This window comes from Desulfitispora alkaliphila (genome assembly GCF_050433185.1).
Taxonomy (GTDB): domain Bacteria; phylum Bacillota; class Desulfitisporia; order Desulfitisporales; family Desulfitisporaceae; genus Desulfitispora; species Desulfitispora alkaliphila.
Genome location: NZ_JBNPXS010000037.1, coordinates 1 through 15,028 on the forward strand (window position 1 = coordinate 1; position 15,028 = coordinate 15,028).

Sequence of the window (15,028 nt, forward strand, 5' to 3'; positions counted from 1 at the left end):
AATTCATACATCAGATAGCTAACAAAGCTGTTAAGAGCAGCCTGCCGCTGATTTCGTGTGGCAATGGAGTTGCCACGATGTACCTGTAGCCATTCTAAAAACTCCAATAAGGTTCTGTGTGTCAGGTCAGATATTTCAATTGTATCCGCCGGAAGGCCCTTTTTTTCCATGAAACCCAGAAACTGAATAAAAGCATATCGATAAGAATCGATGGTCATAGGGGTACTGCCATTGGTGTTAGGTAAATGCACGGTGAAGAACTTGTTCAGATAGCGGGCAAATCTAGTCGTTTTCATGATGTGCCTCCCCAAACACCGCCTCCATCTTTTTCTTAAACTTCTTTTCAATATCCGGAAAGATGCTCATGGTCAAGCGCAAATACCGCTCAGTGGCATAAATGGTTTTGTGTCCTAAATAGGTAGATAGAATGGGAAGTGCGACGTACAGATCTGTTCCAGCATCCGCCATTTGTTTAAAGGAATTCACCGAAAATGTGTGCCGCCAGTCTTGGATTCTTGGCCCCAAAGAGCCTCCTATATATGGAATGCCAGCTTTTTTAAGGAACAGGCGGTGATGCTCATAAATGCTTTTGCCGCTTAAACGACCACCATTAGCGGATGTAAAAATGTAGTCTTCCTCATTTAATAGATAGAAACATCGGGATGCAAACTGCCTAATTAAGGCGGATAAGTCGTCGCCGAGAACAATATACCGCTCACAGCTGTTTTTCGTTTCAAACAATTTGATGATTCCTGCATCAAGATCCACATCCTGTTTTCGAATGCCTAAGGTTTCATTGATGCGGGTCCCACAACAATACAGCAGACGGAAGAGTAGTGGGTATTGAATCCGATTCTTTTTGTTCATTGAAGAGTCAAATGTATCCACAGCCTCAAAATATCTTAGAATTTCATCCTCTGTATAAATGTGAGGCTTAAAAGAAGTCTGCTTAAAAGCGATGTCCCGGGTGACAAAAACATCGAATCCTTTTTTGGAAAGGTAGATGAGAAACTGTTTGATGGCATTGATCCTTGCGTAATGTGTGGTGCTAGCTTCGTTGTTCTGCCTTTTGATCCACTCATCAGCATGAGCTCGTGTAAAAGAGTGCTCTGTCAGGGCATGCTTCAGGCAGAACCGGTCAAAATTTTTTAAATGATACACAAAGTTTTTTCTTTAAAGCCTGAAGAAACTCTGTTATACAGATACGCATCCAACTCGTTGGCAAAAATTGAGGCAAAGGCTGTTTTTTTCATAGTCCTACTCCTCATAAAAACCAGTTTTAAGACCTGGGGTAGGAAGCGCACACTGTTTCAAACTGCTGAAATCCAACGAAAGATACCCATTGGTTGCTAGTTAAGGCGGTTTATGTAAAGAAAGCCTTACTAGCCATTGAAAAGCTTGAAAGGGGTGAAGAATAGTGAAAAAAGACATGAATTATTTTATGAATTTAGAGTATGAAATTAAATTAAGAAAGCTGTTGCCTGAAGAGGGTGGAGGTTGGTTTGCAGAAATACCTTTATTGCCTGGCTGTATGGCGGATGGTGAAACTATAGAGGAAGCTGTGAAAAATTTAAATGAAGCAAAAGCTTCGTGGATTGAAACTAACTTAGAGATAAACAGAGCAGTGCCGGAGCCTGATTCTGAAGTTTATTCAGGCCAGTTAAGGTTACGCATGCCCAAATCCCTTCATAGGGATTTATCGCAAAAAGCAAAAGAGGAAAATGTAAGTTTTAATCAATTTATCTTATACCACTTAGCACGAGGGGTAGGGCATAAAGGAAAAGAATTAACTTGATAGCTGTAGTAGAACGCGCAGTACTTCCAGTTGAGCTTACATAGTAGACTGGATTTAATGGAATAACAGTTGTAAACATAAAGGGCGTGGCATAACTGCGCTCTTTTATTATACACAAAACCAGCTGAAAGGGAGGGAGGATCCATGGAAGAATTCTTCATTATGGCTTCTAACTACGGCTTCCCTATGGTCACAGCCGGCTACTTGCTGATAAGACTGGAGCCAGTGATTAAGGACCTGCAAAAATCCATCACAATGCTCACAGTGGTTATAGCTAGGCAGAGTGACTGTGATGTGGAGGAGATGAATAGGATAATTAAAAGTGCTAGTAAGTAAAATAAAGAATAAGAAGCAGGAAATACTTTATAATCAGAGAAAATACAAATATATGGTTTTGATTTATATTAATGAGGTGTAGCTATGTCTAATGCTATTGTAGGTAATGATGAATTTTTGATCAATCATTTAACCCAAGCAATTAATAGGTCGGAAAAGATTAGGTTTAATGTGGCGTTTTTAATGGAATCAGGTGTTAAGCTTTTAGGTCCTCAGTTGAGAGAAGCAATTCAAAATGGAGTAGAACTTAAAATTTTGACTGGAAGCTATATGTCTGTAACAGAACCCTCTGCCATCTACTACCTATTAGATATTTTAAATGATAATGTGGATATCAGGTTTTTTGATGATAAAACTCGTTCATTTCATCCTAAAGCCTATATATTTGATTACGGTGAGGACGGAGAAATTTTTGTAGGGTCATCTAATGTATCTAAATCAGCTTTAATCAGTGGAATTGAGTGGAACTACAAAATTAATAAGCACAGTCATCAAGAAGATTATCAAAAATTCTCTAACACATTTGATACTCTCTTTAATAATCACGCAATACCAATCACCCCAGAAGTATTAAAGAAGTACGCATCAACCTGGAAGAAATCGAGCTTTGTAATAATAGAAGATATAAAGCAGAAAGATGATGTTGAACTAGAAGTACATCCACGAGGTGCCCAATTAGAAGCACTTTATGAATTAAAAAAAGCTCGCGAAGAAGGAGTAAAGAAAGGCATGATTGTAGCTGCTACTGGAGTGGGAAAAACATATTTAGCAGCCTTTGATTCAATCGACTTTGAGAAAGTACTATTTGTTGCACATCGAGAAGAAATATTATTACAGGCTGAAGAAGCATTTAAGACTGTGAGGCCTGGAGATAAAACAGGTTTTTTTATGGGAAGCAGGAAGGAAGATGGCCAAATTTGCTTTGCTACAATTCAAACACTGGCCAGAAATCAAAATATAAAGAGTTTTTCACGAGACCAGTTTGACTATATAATAATAGATGAGTTTCATCATGCAGCTGCGGATAGCTATATAAAAGTGCTAGAATACTTTAAACCTGATTTTTTGCTTGGCTTAAACTGCGACACCTTATAGAATGGATAATCGTGACTTGTTTGCTCTATGTGACGACAATGTAATTTATGAAATTTATCTTAAGGACGCTATCAACCGAGATCTATTAGTGCCATTTAAGTATTATGGCATTCGCGATATAACTGATTACGATAACATAGACTACAAAAATGGTAGCTATGTAATAGAAGATTTGGAAAGGGAGTTGTCTAAAAAAGAGAGGGCAAATCTTGTCCTTGAAAACTATTTAAAGCTTAAAGGTATTAGAACGGCTAAGGGTAGAAACTGATGGAGCACCCTTTGAGATATCAAAACCACATTGATAACGAAAGCGGATGTCGTCTCGCAATCTTCGATGTAGTGCTGTAAATGTTGTTATGCCTTCAAAAGGAGCAATTAAAAGAGCTCTTAAAATTGCTTGGCGATTGAAGCCATCTGCTCCTTGGGGTGATGCCGACATTAGCTGTTTTGCATAAAGGCGCAAGTCCAGGACACTAAAAAATATAGGTAAACGCTCTTTTGATTCAATTTCAAATAATTCTTCAAAGGAAAATAGAACTTCTTGGAGAATATACAAAGTGACTTCCCTCCTTGTGGGTTTTCTTGTTTTGTCACTTGAAAATTTCTCCACATTGGGGTGAAGTCCTTTTTTATGCTATTGAAAACCTTATATATCAAGGGTTAATTAATTTGCAAAAGTCTCATCTACAAAGACTCATCGGATGATATTATTTATATCGGCAAAGGAAAGCCCATAGCCACAAGACTAATCAGCCACTATAGGGAAAGCTTCCAGTCCGTCAATGGAGATACAAAAGACCAAAAATGGCACCGGTTCTTCAAAAGAAATCAAGGAGACTTAACTATTTACTGGAAAGAGCTTGAAGGAGAGTATGAAAGGATTTGAGGGGGAGAGTATGAAGGAGGATTTAATTTATTTAAGAAAAAAATTTGATAAAATAGCACATGTGGAACCAGATAATAATATAGAATACTGGTTTGCCCGTGATCTACAGGAACATTTAGGATATGCAAGATGGGAGAATTTTTTAGTAGCAATAAAAAGAGCAATGGATTCCTGCAAAAGCGCTGGAATAGAAGTTTCTAACCATTTTCGTGGCGTCACGAAAATGGTCACTATAGGTAGTGGTGCCGAAAGAAAAATTGATGATTTTATGCTTACTCGCTATGCATGCTATCTTATTGCTCAAAACGGTGACCCAAGAAAAGAGGAAATAGCATTTGCTCAGAGCTATTTTGCACTTAAAACAAGGAAACAAGAGTTAATAGAAGACAGAATGAAATTAATAGCAAGAATGGAAGCTAGAGATAGATTAAAAGAAGCAGAAAAACAGTTATCTAAAAACATTTATGAAAGAGGCGTAGATGATGCAGGCTTTGGGCGTATACGTTCAAAGGGTGATGCAGCTTTATTTGGTGGGATGAATACATCAAAGATGAAGTCTCAATATGGTGTAAAAGATAATCGTCCTTTAGCTGACTTTTTACCAACTTTAACAATTGCAGCAAAGGACCTTGCAACTGAGATGACAAACCACAATGTAACGGAAGCAGACATGCATGGTGAGGAGATGATTACTGGTGAACATATCCAAAATAACGAAAGTGTTCGTAATATGCTTGGTAAACGTGGTATTAAACCAGAAAAACTTCCGCCAGCAGAAGATATAAAAAAGTTGGAGAGACGGGTTAAAAGAGAGGAAAAGAAATTAGTAGATACAGTAGGGGAATTGCCTAGAAACTCAGGTGATAAGCAAGATAAATAAAGGATATAAATGGGGGAACGGTTATGTACAACATCGGTGACTTAGTTTTTGATACGGTTAAAAATGAAAGAGCTAAAATTCTAGATAGATCTGAGGTTTGGGGTTTTGTTTCATATAAAGTCTATAACCCTTCAGATGAGTCTATCTATAAGATATCGGCAGAGCAAGTTAGTACAACTGCTGCTGGACATAGCTTAGATGTTAATTATCTCCGGTACATAACGTTACTTTCGAAAATTAAAAATGAAGTTGCCACAGGAATTTTGTCCAATCTTTCAAGTGGTATTATACCCCTTCCCCACCAAATCGATGTCCTAACCTTTTACTATTAACAGCTACACCCCATAATGGAAAAACTGAACCATTTTTAAGGCTTATCCGACTGGTTGATGAAAAGGCCTCCCCTAACTTTAAAGCAATAGTAAAAGAACAAGCATGCATAGAGAAAACACATCATCTTTGCGAAAAGGCTCGATATGGTCAAAATCACTTTTCCCCTAACATTATCTTGTAAATTCGCTACCAGAGGGCGCAATACCTCTCATATTCTTTTTCTTTGATGATACATCACGGATTCAGGATTATATTAGGAATGACTGGAGAAGAAATGTATAAAATATTGCTATTTTATACGAAAAAACACATATTTTAGATTTATTTCAAAGGAATTTGTTTCTTTATAAAGAATATACAGGAGGAAAGTCCTAGGGATCCTGTGAGAATTGAGTGTAGTAAAAAAAATAAAAATTGCTTATGTTCAAGACAAGCTCCCGCAGACCTATTATGTGTTTTATGGAGGTTAACTAGTGACTGATATAATTAACATAGCAAAGAGGCGTAAGTTAATTTATTTGCCTGCTATTATAATACTTGCTGCCATTACTTTAGCTGGTTTTATAAGTTATAGTATAAGTAAACAGATCTTACTGTCACAGCTAGAACAAGACGGCTTCAATTATGTTTCGTTGCTATCTAAGAAAATAGAAAGCCATGTAGAGCAAATGAATGTGATCCAAGAAATGCTTGAAGAGAGAAGCTTTATTGCTGCTAATATGACACTTGGCCATGAGTCCGAATTGAATAATGAAATACTAGCTGATATAGCTGAGAAAGTGGGCATAGATGAGATTTTTTGGTATAACAACTACGGTGAAATACTTTATTCAGCTACCGGTGAATATATCGGTTGGCACTCCACTCCTGGAGACCCAATTGATCAATTTATGGAGAGCGGAAAAGCTAAATATGTTGAAGGAATTCGACAGTCGGTCGAAACAGATGAATACTTTTTATTTGTTTATATTCGGAATGATGAAGACTACTTTGTTCAGGCTGGAATTCGAGCTGAAGAGGTGTATCGACTAACACAAAAGCACAGTTTTCAAAATATTGTGGAAGAAAGTGCCTAGAAAGATAATATTCATTATGCATTATATATAGATAAAAACCTAATTGCAATTGCTGACTCAGACAAAGAAGAAATTGGGACGAATTATCAAGATGACTTGGAGTACAGAGCAGCTCTAGGGGGCGAACAATCAGCGATACAATGGTACTATGAAAAAATAGATTCTGATGTTCTTGAAATAGCTACACCAGTTATGTTAGATGGGGAAATTCAAGGTGTAGTAGCAGTTGGTCTTAGTTTAAAAAATATACATACTAGTCTATTCTGGAAAGGGATTGCTTTTAGTATAATTAGTATTTTTCTTTTTTTCATGTTTTGCTGGGTGCAAAGGATTAATGTGGTTCAACCAATTACTAAATTAGACAAACAAATCAGTAACCTAGATGGTAACTATGCATCTAATAATAGATTGATAGTTCCTCCAGACGATACATTCGAAGGATTGTACACAACAATTAACTCTCTGCTAGGAAGAATTGAACATGCAGCTTACCATGATCATTTGACCGATTTGCCTAACCGTAGGGTCTTGATGGAAAGGTTGAAAATAGAACTTGAAAACCAACAGCATGGAGCTGTTATGATGTTGGATTTAGACAACTTTAAAGATATTAATGACACTTTTGGCCATATATATGGTGATCAAGTTCTCGTAAATGTCTCTAATATATTTAAAAAATTAATTACTAAGGATATATATATATATCGCGTTGGTGGTGATGAATTTTTAATACTAATAACAAAATTAGATAATATTGACATTACAGCTTTCGTAAATACAATTTTTGACCAGTTTGATAATCACTCTATAAGTGACAAAGATGAAATTTATATCAAGTTTAGTATCGGTATCTCAAAATATCCCCAAGACAGCAATGATGCTAACAACTTAATTGCCTTTGCTGATATGGCAATGTATAATGCTAAAACAGAATCCAAGAATAGTTTCAATTTTTATAATAACGTTATGGCTCTTAGATTACAGGAGAAAAATCAAATAAAACAATGTTTGCAAAATGCCTTGCTAGAAGATAATTTTGAATTATTCTATCAGCCGAAAGTTACTTTTGATATTTTAGATATTAGTGGCTTTGAAGGGCTTTTGAGGTTTAAAAACAACTCGATTTCACCAGATAAGTTTATTCCTATTGCTGAAGAAACTGGTTCCATAATTGAAATCAGTCGCTGGGTCACTCGTGAAGCTGTTTATCAGATGAAAATGTGGAATGACATGGGGCTAGAGCCAAAAAGCGTTTCGATTAACTTTTCAGCTAAACAGCTATATGATACAGGGTATGTTCAGTTTCTCTATAATCTAATCTGTGAAGCAAACATTGATCCAACTTATATTGAAATTGAAATTACTGAAAACCTGCTAATTGAGAACGAAGAAGAAATAATTTCTTTTCTAAATCAATTAAAACAAATTGGAGTAAAAATATTGCTAGATGATTTTGGAAAGGCTTATTCATCTTTAAACTACCTAACTTACTTACCGATTGATATGATAAAACTAGACAAGTCTTTATGCGATAAATATAAAGATCCGACTAGTAGGAAAGTTATTAATGCAATAATAAATTTAGCCAATAGCTTAAATTTACAGGTAGTTGCAGAGGGTATTGAAACAAAGGAGCAGTGTAAGTGGTTTAAAGATACGGGATGCAATTATGCGCAAGGTTATTTTTTCAGCAAACCATTAAAAGTAAATGAGGTAGAAAAAATCTATAATCGAAACTTCAGTGATCTACTCTGAAGACTGTGAAACTTTGATTACCTTTCGCAGGAACATTGTAAGTTGTTTAATTCATCTGTGAACGGTATTGCTGTGATGCCATATTCGCCTTCGGAATATTCATACCACACCGTGACCACATTTTGACCACGCAATCATGTAAAAAGGGTGATTTTCCGTTAATTATGTTACAGTGCAAAAACACTGAAACCCTTGGTATCACTTACTCTGGTGAATTGGTGGCCTAGATGTTACAGTAGGAAATGTCAAGCCAGGTATGATGTAATAAATACAAAGCATGGAAGCTAAAACCTTACTCGCTATATGTTATAATTAACGTAGTAAATAAACTGTTTTTTTTTGAGGTGACTTGTCATGGGCGCTGAGGAAATCTTAAAACAAGCACTAAAGCTTAAACCCGAAGAAAGGTTTATGGTGGTAGAAGGTTTAATAAAAAGTATAGATGAGACGGATAAGAAACTAGATGAACTATGGGTCATGGAAGCAGAAAAGAGACTTGCAGCGTATCGAGAAGGAAAATTAGAAGGTGTACCGATGGAAGAGATATTTAAGGAAGAGCATCGAAAGCCAAACTATTGGATAGGAAGAGACGAAACATAAGCACCAGGCATAGCTACTTGGGATGATATTGTGCATCAAATGTATGTAAAAAGAAGCTAGATGTATCTTTAATAGCTGTAGAAGATAGAAATGTTGTTTCTCATGAAGAAGTTAAAAAGGTATTTTGACAGCAATTTGACAGCAACTACGATTAAAAAACCTCAAATTAGGATAAATTTCAAGCAGTTTAACTCTACATAAAAAGTCTTCTAACCCTTGTTACACATGGGTTTTAGGGAAAAGGTGATTGGTTCAAATCCGGTCGCTCCGACCAGTTATAACTAAAAATCAAGGCTCTCTGTTATCAGGGCAGATTTAGGAGATAATCGTAAACCAGCTCCAACATAGTACAAAAAAAGAAAACTGGCGCTTAGACTAATGCCAGTTTTCTTTTTTATGGGTAGCTTTAATAGATGCTGTTGTCTACCAGTTGTTCATAACTTAACTCTCCATCCAATAAATCTTTTTCAGTCAACCAATTGAGGACATTGTTAATGTCATTTTCTGTAGGCAGTTCAGGTTCGGGATATTGTTGAATATTATAGATATCTGCCACTGGTTCAGGTATGTTAACATTTTCTACAAAAACATTTCTAAACTCCTCAGGATTAGAGTTCAATTCAGTCACGGCTTTAGTGTAAGCCCGATAAAATCCTTGAATAGCCTCATGTTTTTCACCAATGGCATCTTCTGTTAGAGTAATTACTGCTTGAGACAGATTTTTTTCGATAGTAGTATCATCGGCAACTACTGTTGCTCCTTGACTTTCGGCAAAAGTAACAAGTGGATCAGGTACGGTAATAGCATCAATTTGATTGTTTAATAGCATCTCCATGCGAATAGGGATTCTAGGAACAGATACCTTGTCCACATAGGATGTGTCAAAGCCTGCTTCTTCCAAGAGTCCATCAGTTACATATTCAATAATGGAGTTATAGGAAATTCCCACTTGTTTACCTTTTAAATCTGACAAAGTTTCAAAATCGGTGCCCGGTGCTGCCAAAATTGCAAAACGCCCTTCTTCTGGCGTAGTACCTAATGTAATAGAAGTTATTTTTGTTTCTAAACCTGAATTTATTAATAAAATAGCAACAATCATATCTGTGACCATGCCATCAAGTCGACCTGACTGCATGGCGCTTTCAGCTTCCACGGCACTTTGAAAGGGGATTAATTCTACACTTATATTTTCTTGTTCAAAAAATCCCATCTTTTCAGCTACTACAATAGGTAAGATATCCTCTATAGGTAGTGACCCTATCCTCAGAGTTTGCATCTCAGTTTCATCTTCTGTACTACAACCTGTAACTAATAATGAAACAACTATTAAAATCAATACTAGAAATTTGACATGACCTTTCATCGTTTGTTCCTCCCCCAAAAAAATATATGAACAGATAATGCTATATAAATATTATATGGTTGTTTTAACAAAGTCAATACCGTAAAATAGAATAGGGTTTAAGCAAAACATACACAATTGAAGAGGTGAAAAATAAAAATGACAAAATTTAAGATATGGTTGCTGGCCATTCGCCCTAAAACCCTTCCAGCAGCAGCGGTTCCTGTTATTGTAGGTACGGCTATTGCAATTGGTGATATGGCTTTTAACTTTGGACCAGCTTTAGCGGCGCTACTAGGTGCACTACTAATTCAAATAGGTGCTAATTTAGCAAATGATGTCTTCGATTTCAAAAAAGGCACCGATACAGCGGAGAGGACTGGGCCTTTAAGGGTTACTCAGGCGGGTTTGTTAACGCCGAGGCAAGTGACTGTAGGTATGTGTCTTGTATTTGGTTTGGCTCTTTTAATAGGAATTTATTTAATCGCAGTGGGTGGATGGCCTATTTTAGTTATTGGTATTCTTTCAATTATATGTGCTATCGCTTACACGGGTGGTCCTTACCCATTGGGATATAATGGACTGGGTGATGTGTTTGTTTTCATATTTTTTGGTTTAGTAGCGGTTTGCGGAACATATTATGTTCAAGCCGGAGAAGTTAGTGGAGCAAGCATTTTGGCCGCATTGCCTGTAGGTTTATTAGCTACAGCTATCTTGGTGGTAAATAACCTTCGTGATCTAGAAACGGACAAAAAGACTGGCAAGAAAACATTAGCGGTGCATTTAGGAGTAAAAGGAACCCAAGCTGAGTACTTGTTGTTGCTTGGAGTATCTTACTTAGTACCTGTATTAATATGGGCTACTGGTTATGGATCAACTTGGATTATGTTATCATGGTTATCAATACCATTTGCTATCCCTTTGATCAAAGATATTTTTATCAAAAAAGGCTCATCATTAAATGAAACTCTAGCGGGAACAGCAAAACTGGAATTTATTTATGGATTATTATTTTCGTTGGGGTATATTCTTTAGGTGATCTAAAAGATGTAGTTAATTAAGATGAAGGCATGTTTAGAAAACAATTATCCATGCCTGCCTTATTTCTCTTTCACTGATGTGAGAATATATGTCAGCAGTAGTAGGTTATAATGTGGTGTAGGGGACAGGTGATAGCCGATACTACTCGAACAGTACTTATTTTCAGATATGAGTTGCCCTATAGGATGGTTAAGGATAAAAATTAAAATAGAGATGATAATTCAGAAACAGATTACGAGATGACACTAGTCATGAAGAACCCACGCTTTAAGTTCATAGATAGAGCGTGGGTTTTACCGTTCATATTCATGCTTCGTAGATTTCAGGGTTAATGCAGGTAGGTGGGGTAAGCCCATCTAATGCAGCAATAATATTATCTGCAGCTATTTTGGCCATAGCTTCTCTAGCCTCAACAGTGGCGTTGCCAATGTGTGGAGTGAGAATTATATTACTTAACTTCTCTAATCCTTTAGTGATTTTAGGTTCAAACTCAAAGACATCTAAGGCTGCTCCTGCTATAGTATTGTTCTCTAAGGCTTCCAATAAAGCCAACTCATCTACTAAAGGCCCGCGAGCAACATTTATTAAATAAGCGCTAGATTTCATGATTTCCAGTTCTTTTTTGCTTATCATATGTTTCATAGATGGGTGGTAACTCAGGTTTAAGCTTACGAAATCAACTGTAGAAAGCAATTCTTCAAAGGGCAAGTATGTCACACCTAGCTCTTCTTCCAACTCCTTAGCTAGTCTAGTACGGTTGTAATAAAATATTTCCATGTCAAATGCAGCTGCCCGCTTAGCTACCTCTCTGCCTATGTTTCCCAATCCAATAATACCTAATTTTTTTCCAGTTAGCTCTACCCCTAAATGAAACAGTGGTGCCCAACCAGTAAACTTACCACTTCTGGTGAGTTGGTCACCTTCAACAACTCTTCGGGCAATGGCTATAATTAGCCCTATGGTTAGCTCTGCTGTTGCATTGGTAGATACAACAGGAGTATTGGTAACAGGGATTTTCCTTTGTGAAGCTGATGCTACATCAATATTATTATAACCTGCACCGTAATTGGCAATTATTTTTAGCTTAGGACAAGCAGCAATAATATCTTCATCAATAGAATCAGATAGAATAGGTAGTAAAGCATCCATATTTGATGCGTGGGCAATTATCTCCTCTTTTGATAGAGGTTCGGAGTTCTCAGACATGGTCACATCAAACCTATCCCTAAGTAAATGTAAAGCTAGTTCAGGTATTTTACCAGTAATAAAGATTTTTGATTTCATATAAAACATCTCCCTTCTTTTTGAACCTTAAATGTTAGTTCTTGTAATTAATAATAGCATCAGTTAGACTATAAATAAAATACATATTTAACATAAGCATTATGCCTTAAAGTTATAGACTTAAAAGGGAGGTAAATCCAATGGATATAAGACATTTAGAATATTTTGTAGAGGTTGCTAAAAATCTAAGTTTCACTAAAGCATCCTACAATCTCCACGTTAGTCAGCCATCTATTAGTAAGATGATTAAATCATTAGAAGATGAGCTAGGAGTGCCTCTATTTTATCGATCATCAAAGCAACTTCAATTAACGGATGCAGGGAAAGCCTTATTGGGGCAGGCTCAGTATATTTTAGAATCGTTTCAAAATTTGACTTTAGAGTTAGCTGATGTTATTCAGTTAAAAAAGGGAGCTATTAAAATAGGATTGCCGCCAATTATAGGTGCCAGCTTTTTTCCTAAAATAATTGGGCAATTTAAAGAAGTGTACCCACTGGTTGAAATAAAACTGACAGAGGCAGGGACAAAAATGATTGAGATAGGTGTAGAGGAGGGGACTTTAGATGTGGGCATTGTGTGCAGTCTACCTACAAAAAAAGACACTTTTGAGCAAATTTCTCTTCTGAAAGACCCCCTAATGCTAGTTGTAAACCCTAACCATAAACTTGCTAATAAAGAAAAAGTAGTCTTTAATGATTTTCAGGATGAGTATTTTGTTTTATATAGAGAGGACTTTTCTCTTCATGATCGCATTATGGAAAAGTGTTTAGAGTATGGTTTTTATCCTAAGAACATTTGTGAAAGTTCACAAAGAGACTTTATGGTTGAGATGGTGGCTAATAGACTAGGTATAACATTGCTACCGGAGATAATATGCAATGAATTAGACCCAACTAAGGTTAAAGCTATCCCGTTTAAACAACCAGAAATATTTCTAGAGCTATCAATTATTTGGAAAAAGGATAAATATCTATCCTTTGCTGCTAGAGAATGGCTAGAATTTATTCGTAAGCATATGATTTGAATTTCTCTAATCTATCTCTTAAGGGGATACTTTCTCCGCTACCCCAGTTGCCTTTAGTCGCAAAGACCACATTGGGATATGGAAGCAATGCTTAGCACTGGTTTTAAAATGTAATGATCCGTATCTAATACAAAATGCTCCCCACCGGTGTTGTCTGCGTAAGAAGCCAGAATTTCCTTCCATTCTTCTTCTCCCAAAATATTGTGCAGACGGTTTCGGCCTCTTCTTCCTAATAACCTTGCAATAATAAAGACGATTTTTTCCGATAATTATGATGTGGTCATCAGAGATTTTGTTATTGGGGAGGATCAAAAGGTAAGTGCCTTTATTGTCTTTGTTGACGGCTTAGTTCAGGAGAACCTCATAAATGATAACATCCTTAATCCATTAATGATTTATGCTAAAAAATTAAAACCAGATTCTTTTTCTAGCTATGAATATATTAAAAAATCGGTACTTGCCTTTGCTGCTATTAAGGAAGTAGATACTATGGAGCAACACTTTAGGTCAATACTTCCCTCTTAAGAAGAAAAATAAAGAACTCAGACTTAAAGCTAGAACAACTAACCCTAGGACAGCGAACCAAAACTAAAGTTTGTATTGCTTACATGAAGGGTATTGCTAATGAACAAGTGGTGGACGAAGTCAAAACAAGACTTGAGCGAATAGAGATAGATGCAATCTTGGAGTCTGGTTACATAGAAGAGTTTATTGAAGATGCCCCTTTCTCTCCCTTCCCCACTATAGGAAATACAGAAAAACCTGATACCTTAGCCGCAAAAATCCTAGAAGGGAGAGTGGCCATCTTTGTGGATGGTACGCCCACTGTTCTTTCTGTACCCAATATCTTTGTAGAGAGTTTGATGGCCAGCGAGGACTATTACTCAAGGCCTTACTTTGCTAGCTTTATCAGGATCGTAAGGCCAGATCCCTCTAAAGACTGAATCTAACAAAGGGTGATTACTATCATGAACAGAAAAAAACATATCATACTAGTTCTGCTAATAACCCTTATATTTATCACGGGATGCTGGAACAGAGTTGAACTCAGTGAGCGGGCCTTAGTTATGGGAACTGGCATAGATAAAGGAGAAGAGGGTACAGTAAAAGTCACTATCCAGGTGCTACAACCTATAAAGAAAGGTGTTCCTGCTGCGGGGATAGGAGGAGATGGTTCTGAAAATGCAGTTTGGGTAGTTACGAGCACTGGCGAAACACTCTTTGACGCCGCCCGCAATTTTGTAAAGCAATCAGGCAGAACGCTGTTCTGGCAATATAATGAAATAATAGTTATTGGTGAGGAGGCAGCACGAGAAGGAATATTACCCCTTCTGGATTTTTTCGTTAGAGATCATGAATTGAGGCTTAACCAGCAGTGTTGATAGCTGAGGGTGAGGCCATAGATGTATTAAACGCTACTCACAATCTAGAAATTGTACCTGCTGATGCAATACGCGACTTAGCCATGGATAAAGATGCCATTGGTACAACAGTAAGTGTGACTCTCTTTTTGATTTAACAGGGATGCTTACAAGTAAAAGTACTTCCCCAGTTGCTACCAGGATTGAGTTGTTTGAGAG

At 36.8% G+C, this 15,028-nt stretch carries 19 protein-coding genes and 1 pseudogene; 15 read left to right on the forward strand and 5 right to left on the reverse strand.

What is annotated here, in order from left to right:
- Both GGQ84_RS12155 and GGQ84_RS12160 read right to left on the reverse strand, forming a co-directional pair.
- The coding region (locus GGQ84_RS12155; protein ID WP_429163001.1) for a phage integrase N-terminal SAM-like domain-containing protein at nucleotides 1-296 on the reverse strand (296 nt) is incomplete at its 3' end.
- Nucleotides 283-1,161: a tyrosine-type recombinase/integrase gene (locus GGQ84_RS12160; protein WP_429163003.1), complete on the reverse strand. Its 879-nt coding sequence runs from the start codon at nucleotides 1,159-1,161 to the stop codon at nucleotides 283-285. The genes GGQ84_RS12160 and GGQ84_RS12155, both read right to left, overlap by 14 nt.
- Before the next feature lie 280 nt (nucleotides 1,162-1,441).
- Here GGQ84_RS12160 and GGQ84_RS12165 point away from each other — a divergent pair, with 280 nt between their 5' ends.
- The 4 genes from GGQ84_RS12165 (at nucleotide 1,442) to GGQ84_RS12180 (ending at nucleotide 3,494) form a co-directional block, all read left to right on the forward strand.
- Nucleotides 1,442-1,795 carry a toxin-antitoxin system HicB family antitoxin gene (locus GGQ84_RS12165; protein ID WP_429163070.1) on the forward strand — a complete coding sequence of 118 codons (354 nt, stop codon included), beginning with the start codon at nucleotides 1,442-1,444 and terminating at the stop codon, nucleotides 1,793-1,795.
- Between the two features lie 144 nt (nucleotides 1,796-1,939).
- Nucleotides 1,940-2,131: a YvrJ family protein gene (locus GGQ84_RS12170; RefSeq protein ID WP_429163005.1), complete on the forward strand. Its 192-nt coding sequence runs from the start codon at nucleotides 1,940-1,942 to the stop codon at nucleotides 2,129-2,131.
- Nucleotides 2,132-2,215: 84 nt separating this feature from the next.
- Nucleotides 2,216-3,226, forward strand: coding sequence for a DEAD/DEAH box helicase family protein (locus GGQ84_RS12175; RefSeq protein WP_429163007.1), 1,011 nt, complete (start codon nucleotides 2,216-2,218; stop codon nucleotides 3,224-3,226).
- Between the two features lies 1 nt (nucleotide 3,227).
- Complete coding sequence (locus tag GGQ84_RS12180; protein WP_429163009.1) at nucleotides 3,228-3,494, forward strand: hypothetical protein; 267 nt, start codon at nucleotides 3,228-3,230, stop codon at nucleotides 3,492-3,494.
- Here the strand turns inward: GGQ84_RS12180 and GGQ84_RS12185 are convergent.
- Nucleotides 3,474-3,782: pseudogene (locus GGQ84_RS12185) on the reverse strand (transposase); the annotation flags it as partial. The gene GGQ84_RS12180 and the pseudogene GGQ84_RS12185 sit on opposite strands and share 21 nt — an antisense overlap.
- 340 nt (nucleotides 3,783-4,122) lie before the next feature.
- On the opposite strand from GGQ84_RS12185, the gene dinD reads away from it, so the two are divergent.
- From dinD to GGQ84_RS12210, 5 genes are all read left to right on the forward strand, one after another.
- Entirely contained in the window at nucleotides 4,123-4,992 is an 870-nt protein-coding gene (gene dinD / locus GGQ84_RS12190; protein ID WP_429163011.1) for a DNA damage-inducible protein D, read from the forward strand.
- A 23-nt stretch (nucleotides 4,993-5,015) separates the two neighbouring features.
- Nucleotides 5,016-5,324: a hypothetical protein gene (locus GGQ84_RS12195; RefSeq protein WP_429163013.1), complete on the forward strand. Its 309-nt coding sequence runs from the start codon at nucleotides 5,016-5,018 to the stop codon at nucleotides 5,322-5,324.
- Nucleotides 5,325-5,798: 474 nt separating this feature from the next.
- The gene (locus GGQ84_RS12200; protein WP_429163015.1) at nucleotides 5,799-6,401 is read left to right on the forward strand and encodes a hypothetical protein; all 603 of its coding nucleotides are present in this window, start codon (nucleotides 5,799-5,801) and stop codon (nucleotides 6,399-6,401) included.
- Between the two features lie 96 nt (nucleotides 6,402-6,497).
- Nucleotides 6,498-8,156: a putative bifunctional diguanylate cyclase/phosphodiesterase gene (locus tag GGQ84_RS12205; RefSeq protein ID WP_429163017.1), complete on the forward strand. Its 1,659-nt coding sequence runs from the start codon at nucleotides 6,498-6,500 to the stop codon at nucleotides 8,154-8,156.
- 354 nt (nucleotides 8,157-8,510) lie between these two features.
- Nucleotides 8,511-8,756, forward strand: a complete 246-nt coding sequence (locus GGQ84_RS12210) for an addiction module protein (RefSeq protein ID WP_429163018.1) — start codon at nucleotides 8,511-8,513, stop codon at nucleotides 8,754-8,756.
- Between the two features lie 406 nt (nucleotides 8,757-9,162).
- Here GGQ84_RS12210 and GGQ84_RS12215 read toward each other — a convergent pair whose 3' ends face one another.
- A complete protein-coding gene (locus tag GGQ84_RS12215) occupies nucleotides 9,163-10,119 on the reverse strand; it encodes an ABC transporter substrate-binding protein (protein WP_429163020.1) in 957 nt (318 codons plus the stop codon).
- A gap of 138 nt (nucleotides 10,120-10,257) precedes the next feature.
- On the opposite strand from GGQ84_RS12215, the gene GGQ84_RS12220 reads away from it, so the two are divergent.
- Nucleotides 10,258-11,133 (forward strand): 1,4-dihydroxy-2-naphthoate polyprenyltransferase, encoded by an 876-nt coding sequence (locus GGQ84_RS12220; RefSeq protein ID WP_429163022.1) that lies wholly within the window; start codon nucleotides 10,258-10,260, stop codon nucleotides 11,131-11,133.
- Between the two features lie 312 nt (nucleotides 11,134-11,445).
- Here GGQ84_RS12220 and GGQ84_RS12225 read toward each other — a convergent pair whose 3' ends face one another.
- A complete protein-coding gene (locus tag GGQ84_RS12225; RefSeq protein WP_429163023.1) occupies nucleotides 11,446-12,423 on the reverse strand; it encodes a 2-hydroxyacid dehydrogenase family protein in 978 nt (325 codons plus the stop codon).
- 140 nt (nucleotides 12,424-12,563) lie between these two features.
- Between GGQ84_RS12225 and GGQ84_RS12230 the strand changes: the two genes are divergently transcribed.
- The 5 genes from GGQ84_RS12230 to GGQ84_RS12250 all read left to right on the forward strand — a co-directional run bounded on the left by GGQ84_RS12230 (nucleotide 12,564) and on the right by GGQ84_RS12250 (nucleotide 14,967).
- Nucleotides 12,564-13,448, forward strand: a complete 885-nt coding sequence (locus tag GGQ84_RS12230) for a LysR family transcriptional regulator (protein ID WP_429163025.1) — start codon at nucleotides 12,564-12,566, stop codon at nucleotides 13,446-13,448.
- Between the two features lie 276 nt (nucleotides 13,449-13,724).
- On the forward strand, nucleotides 13,725-13,973 hold the full coding sequence (locus GGQ84_RS12235) for a spore germination protein (protein ID WP_429163026.1): 249 nt from the start codon (nucleotides 13,725-13,727) through the stop codon (nucleotides 13,971-13,973).
- An 8-nt stretch (nucleotides 13,974-13,981) separates the two neighbouring features.
- Entirely contained in the window at nucleotides 13,982-14,392 is a 411-nt protein-coding gene (locus tag GGQ84_RS12240) for a spore germination protein (protein ID WP_429163071.1), read from the forward strand.
- A 24-nt stretch (nucleotides 14,393-14,416) separates the two neighbouring features.
- Entirely contained in the window at nucleotides 14,417-14,830 is a 414-nt protein-coding gene (locus GGQ84_RS12245; RefSeq protein WP_429163028.1) for a Ger(x)C family spore germination protein, read from the forward strand.
- A complete protein-coding gene (locus GGQ84_RS12250; RefSeq protein WP_429163030.1) occupies nucleotides 14,824-14,967 on the forward strand; it encodes a hypothetical protein in 144 nt (47 codons plus the stop codon). Before GGQ84_RS12245 ends, GGQ84_RS12250 begins: the two co-directional genes overlap by 7 nt.
- Nucleotides 14,968-15,028 lie beyond the last annotated feature (61 nt).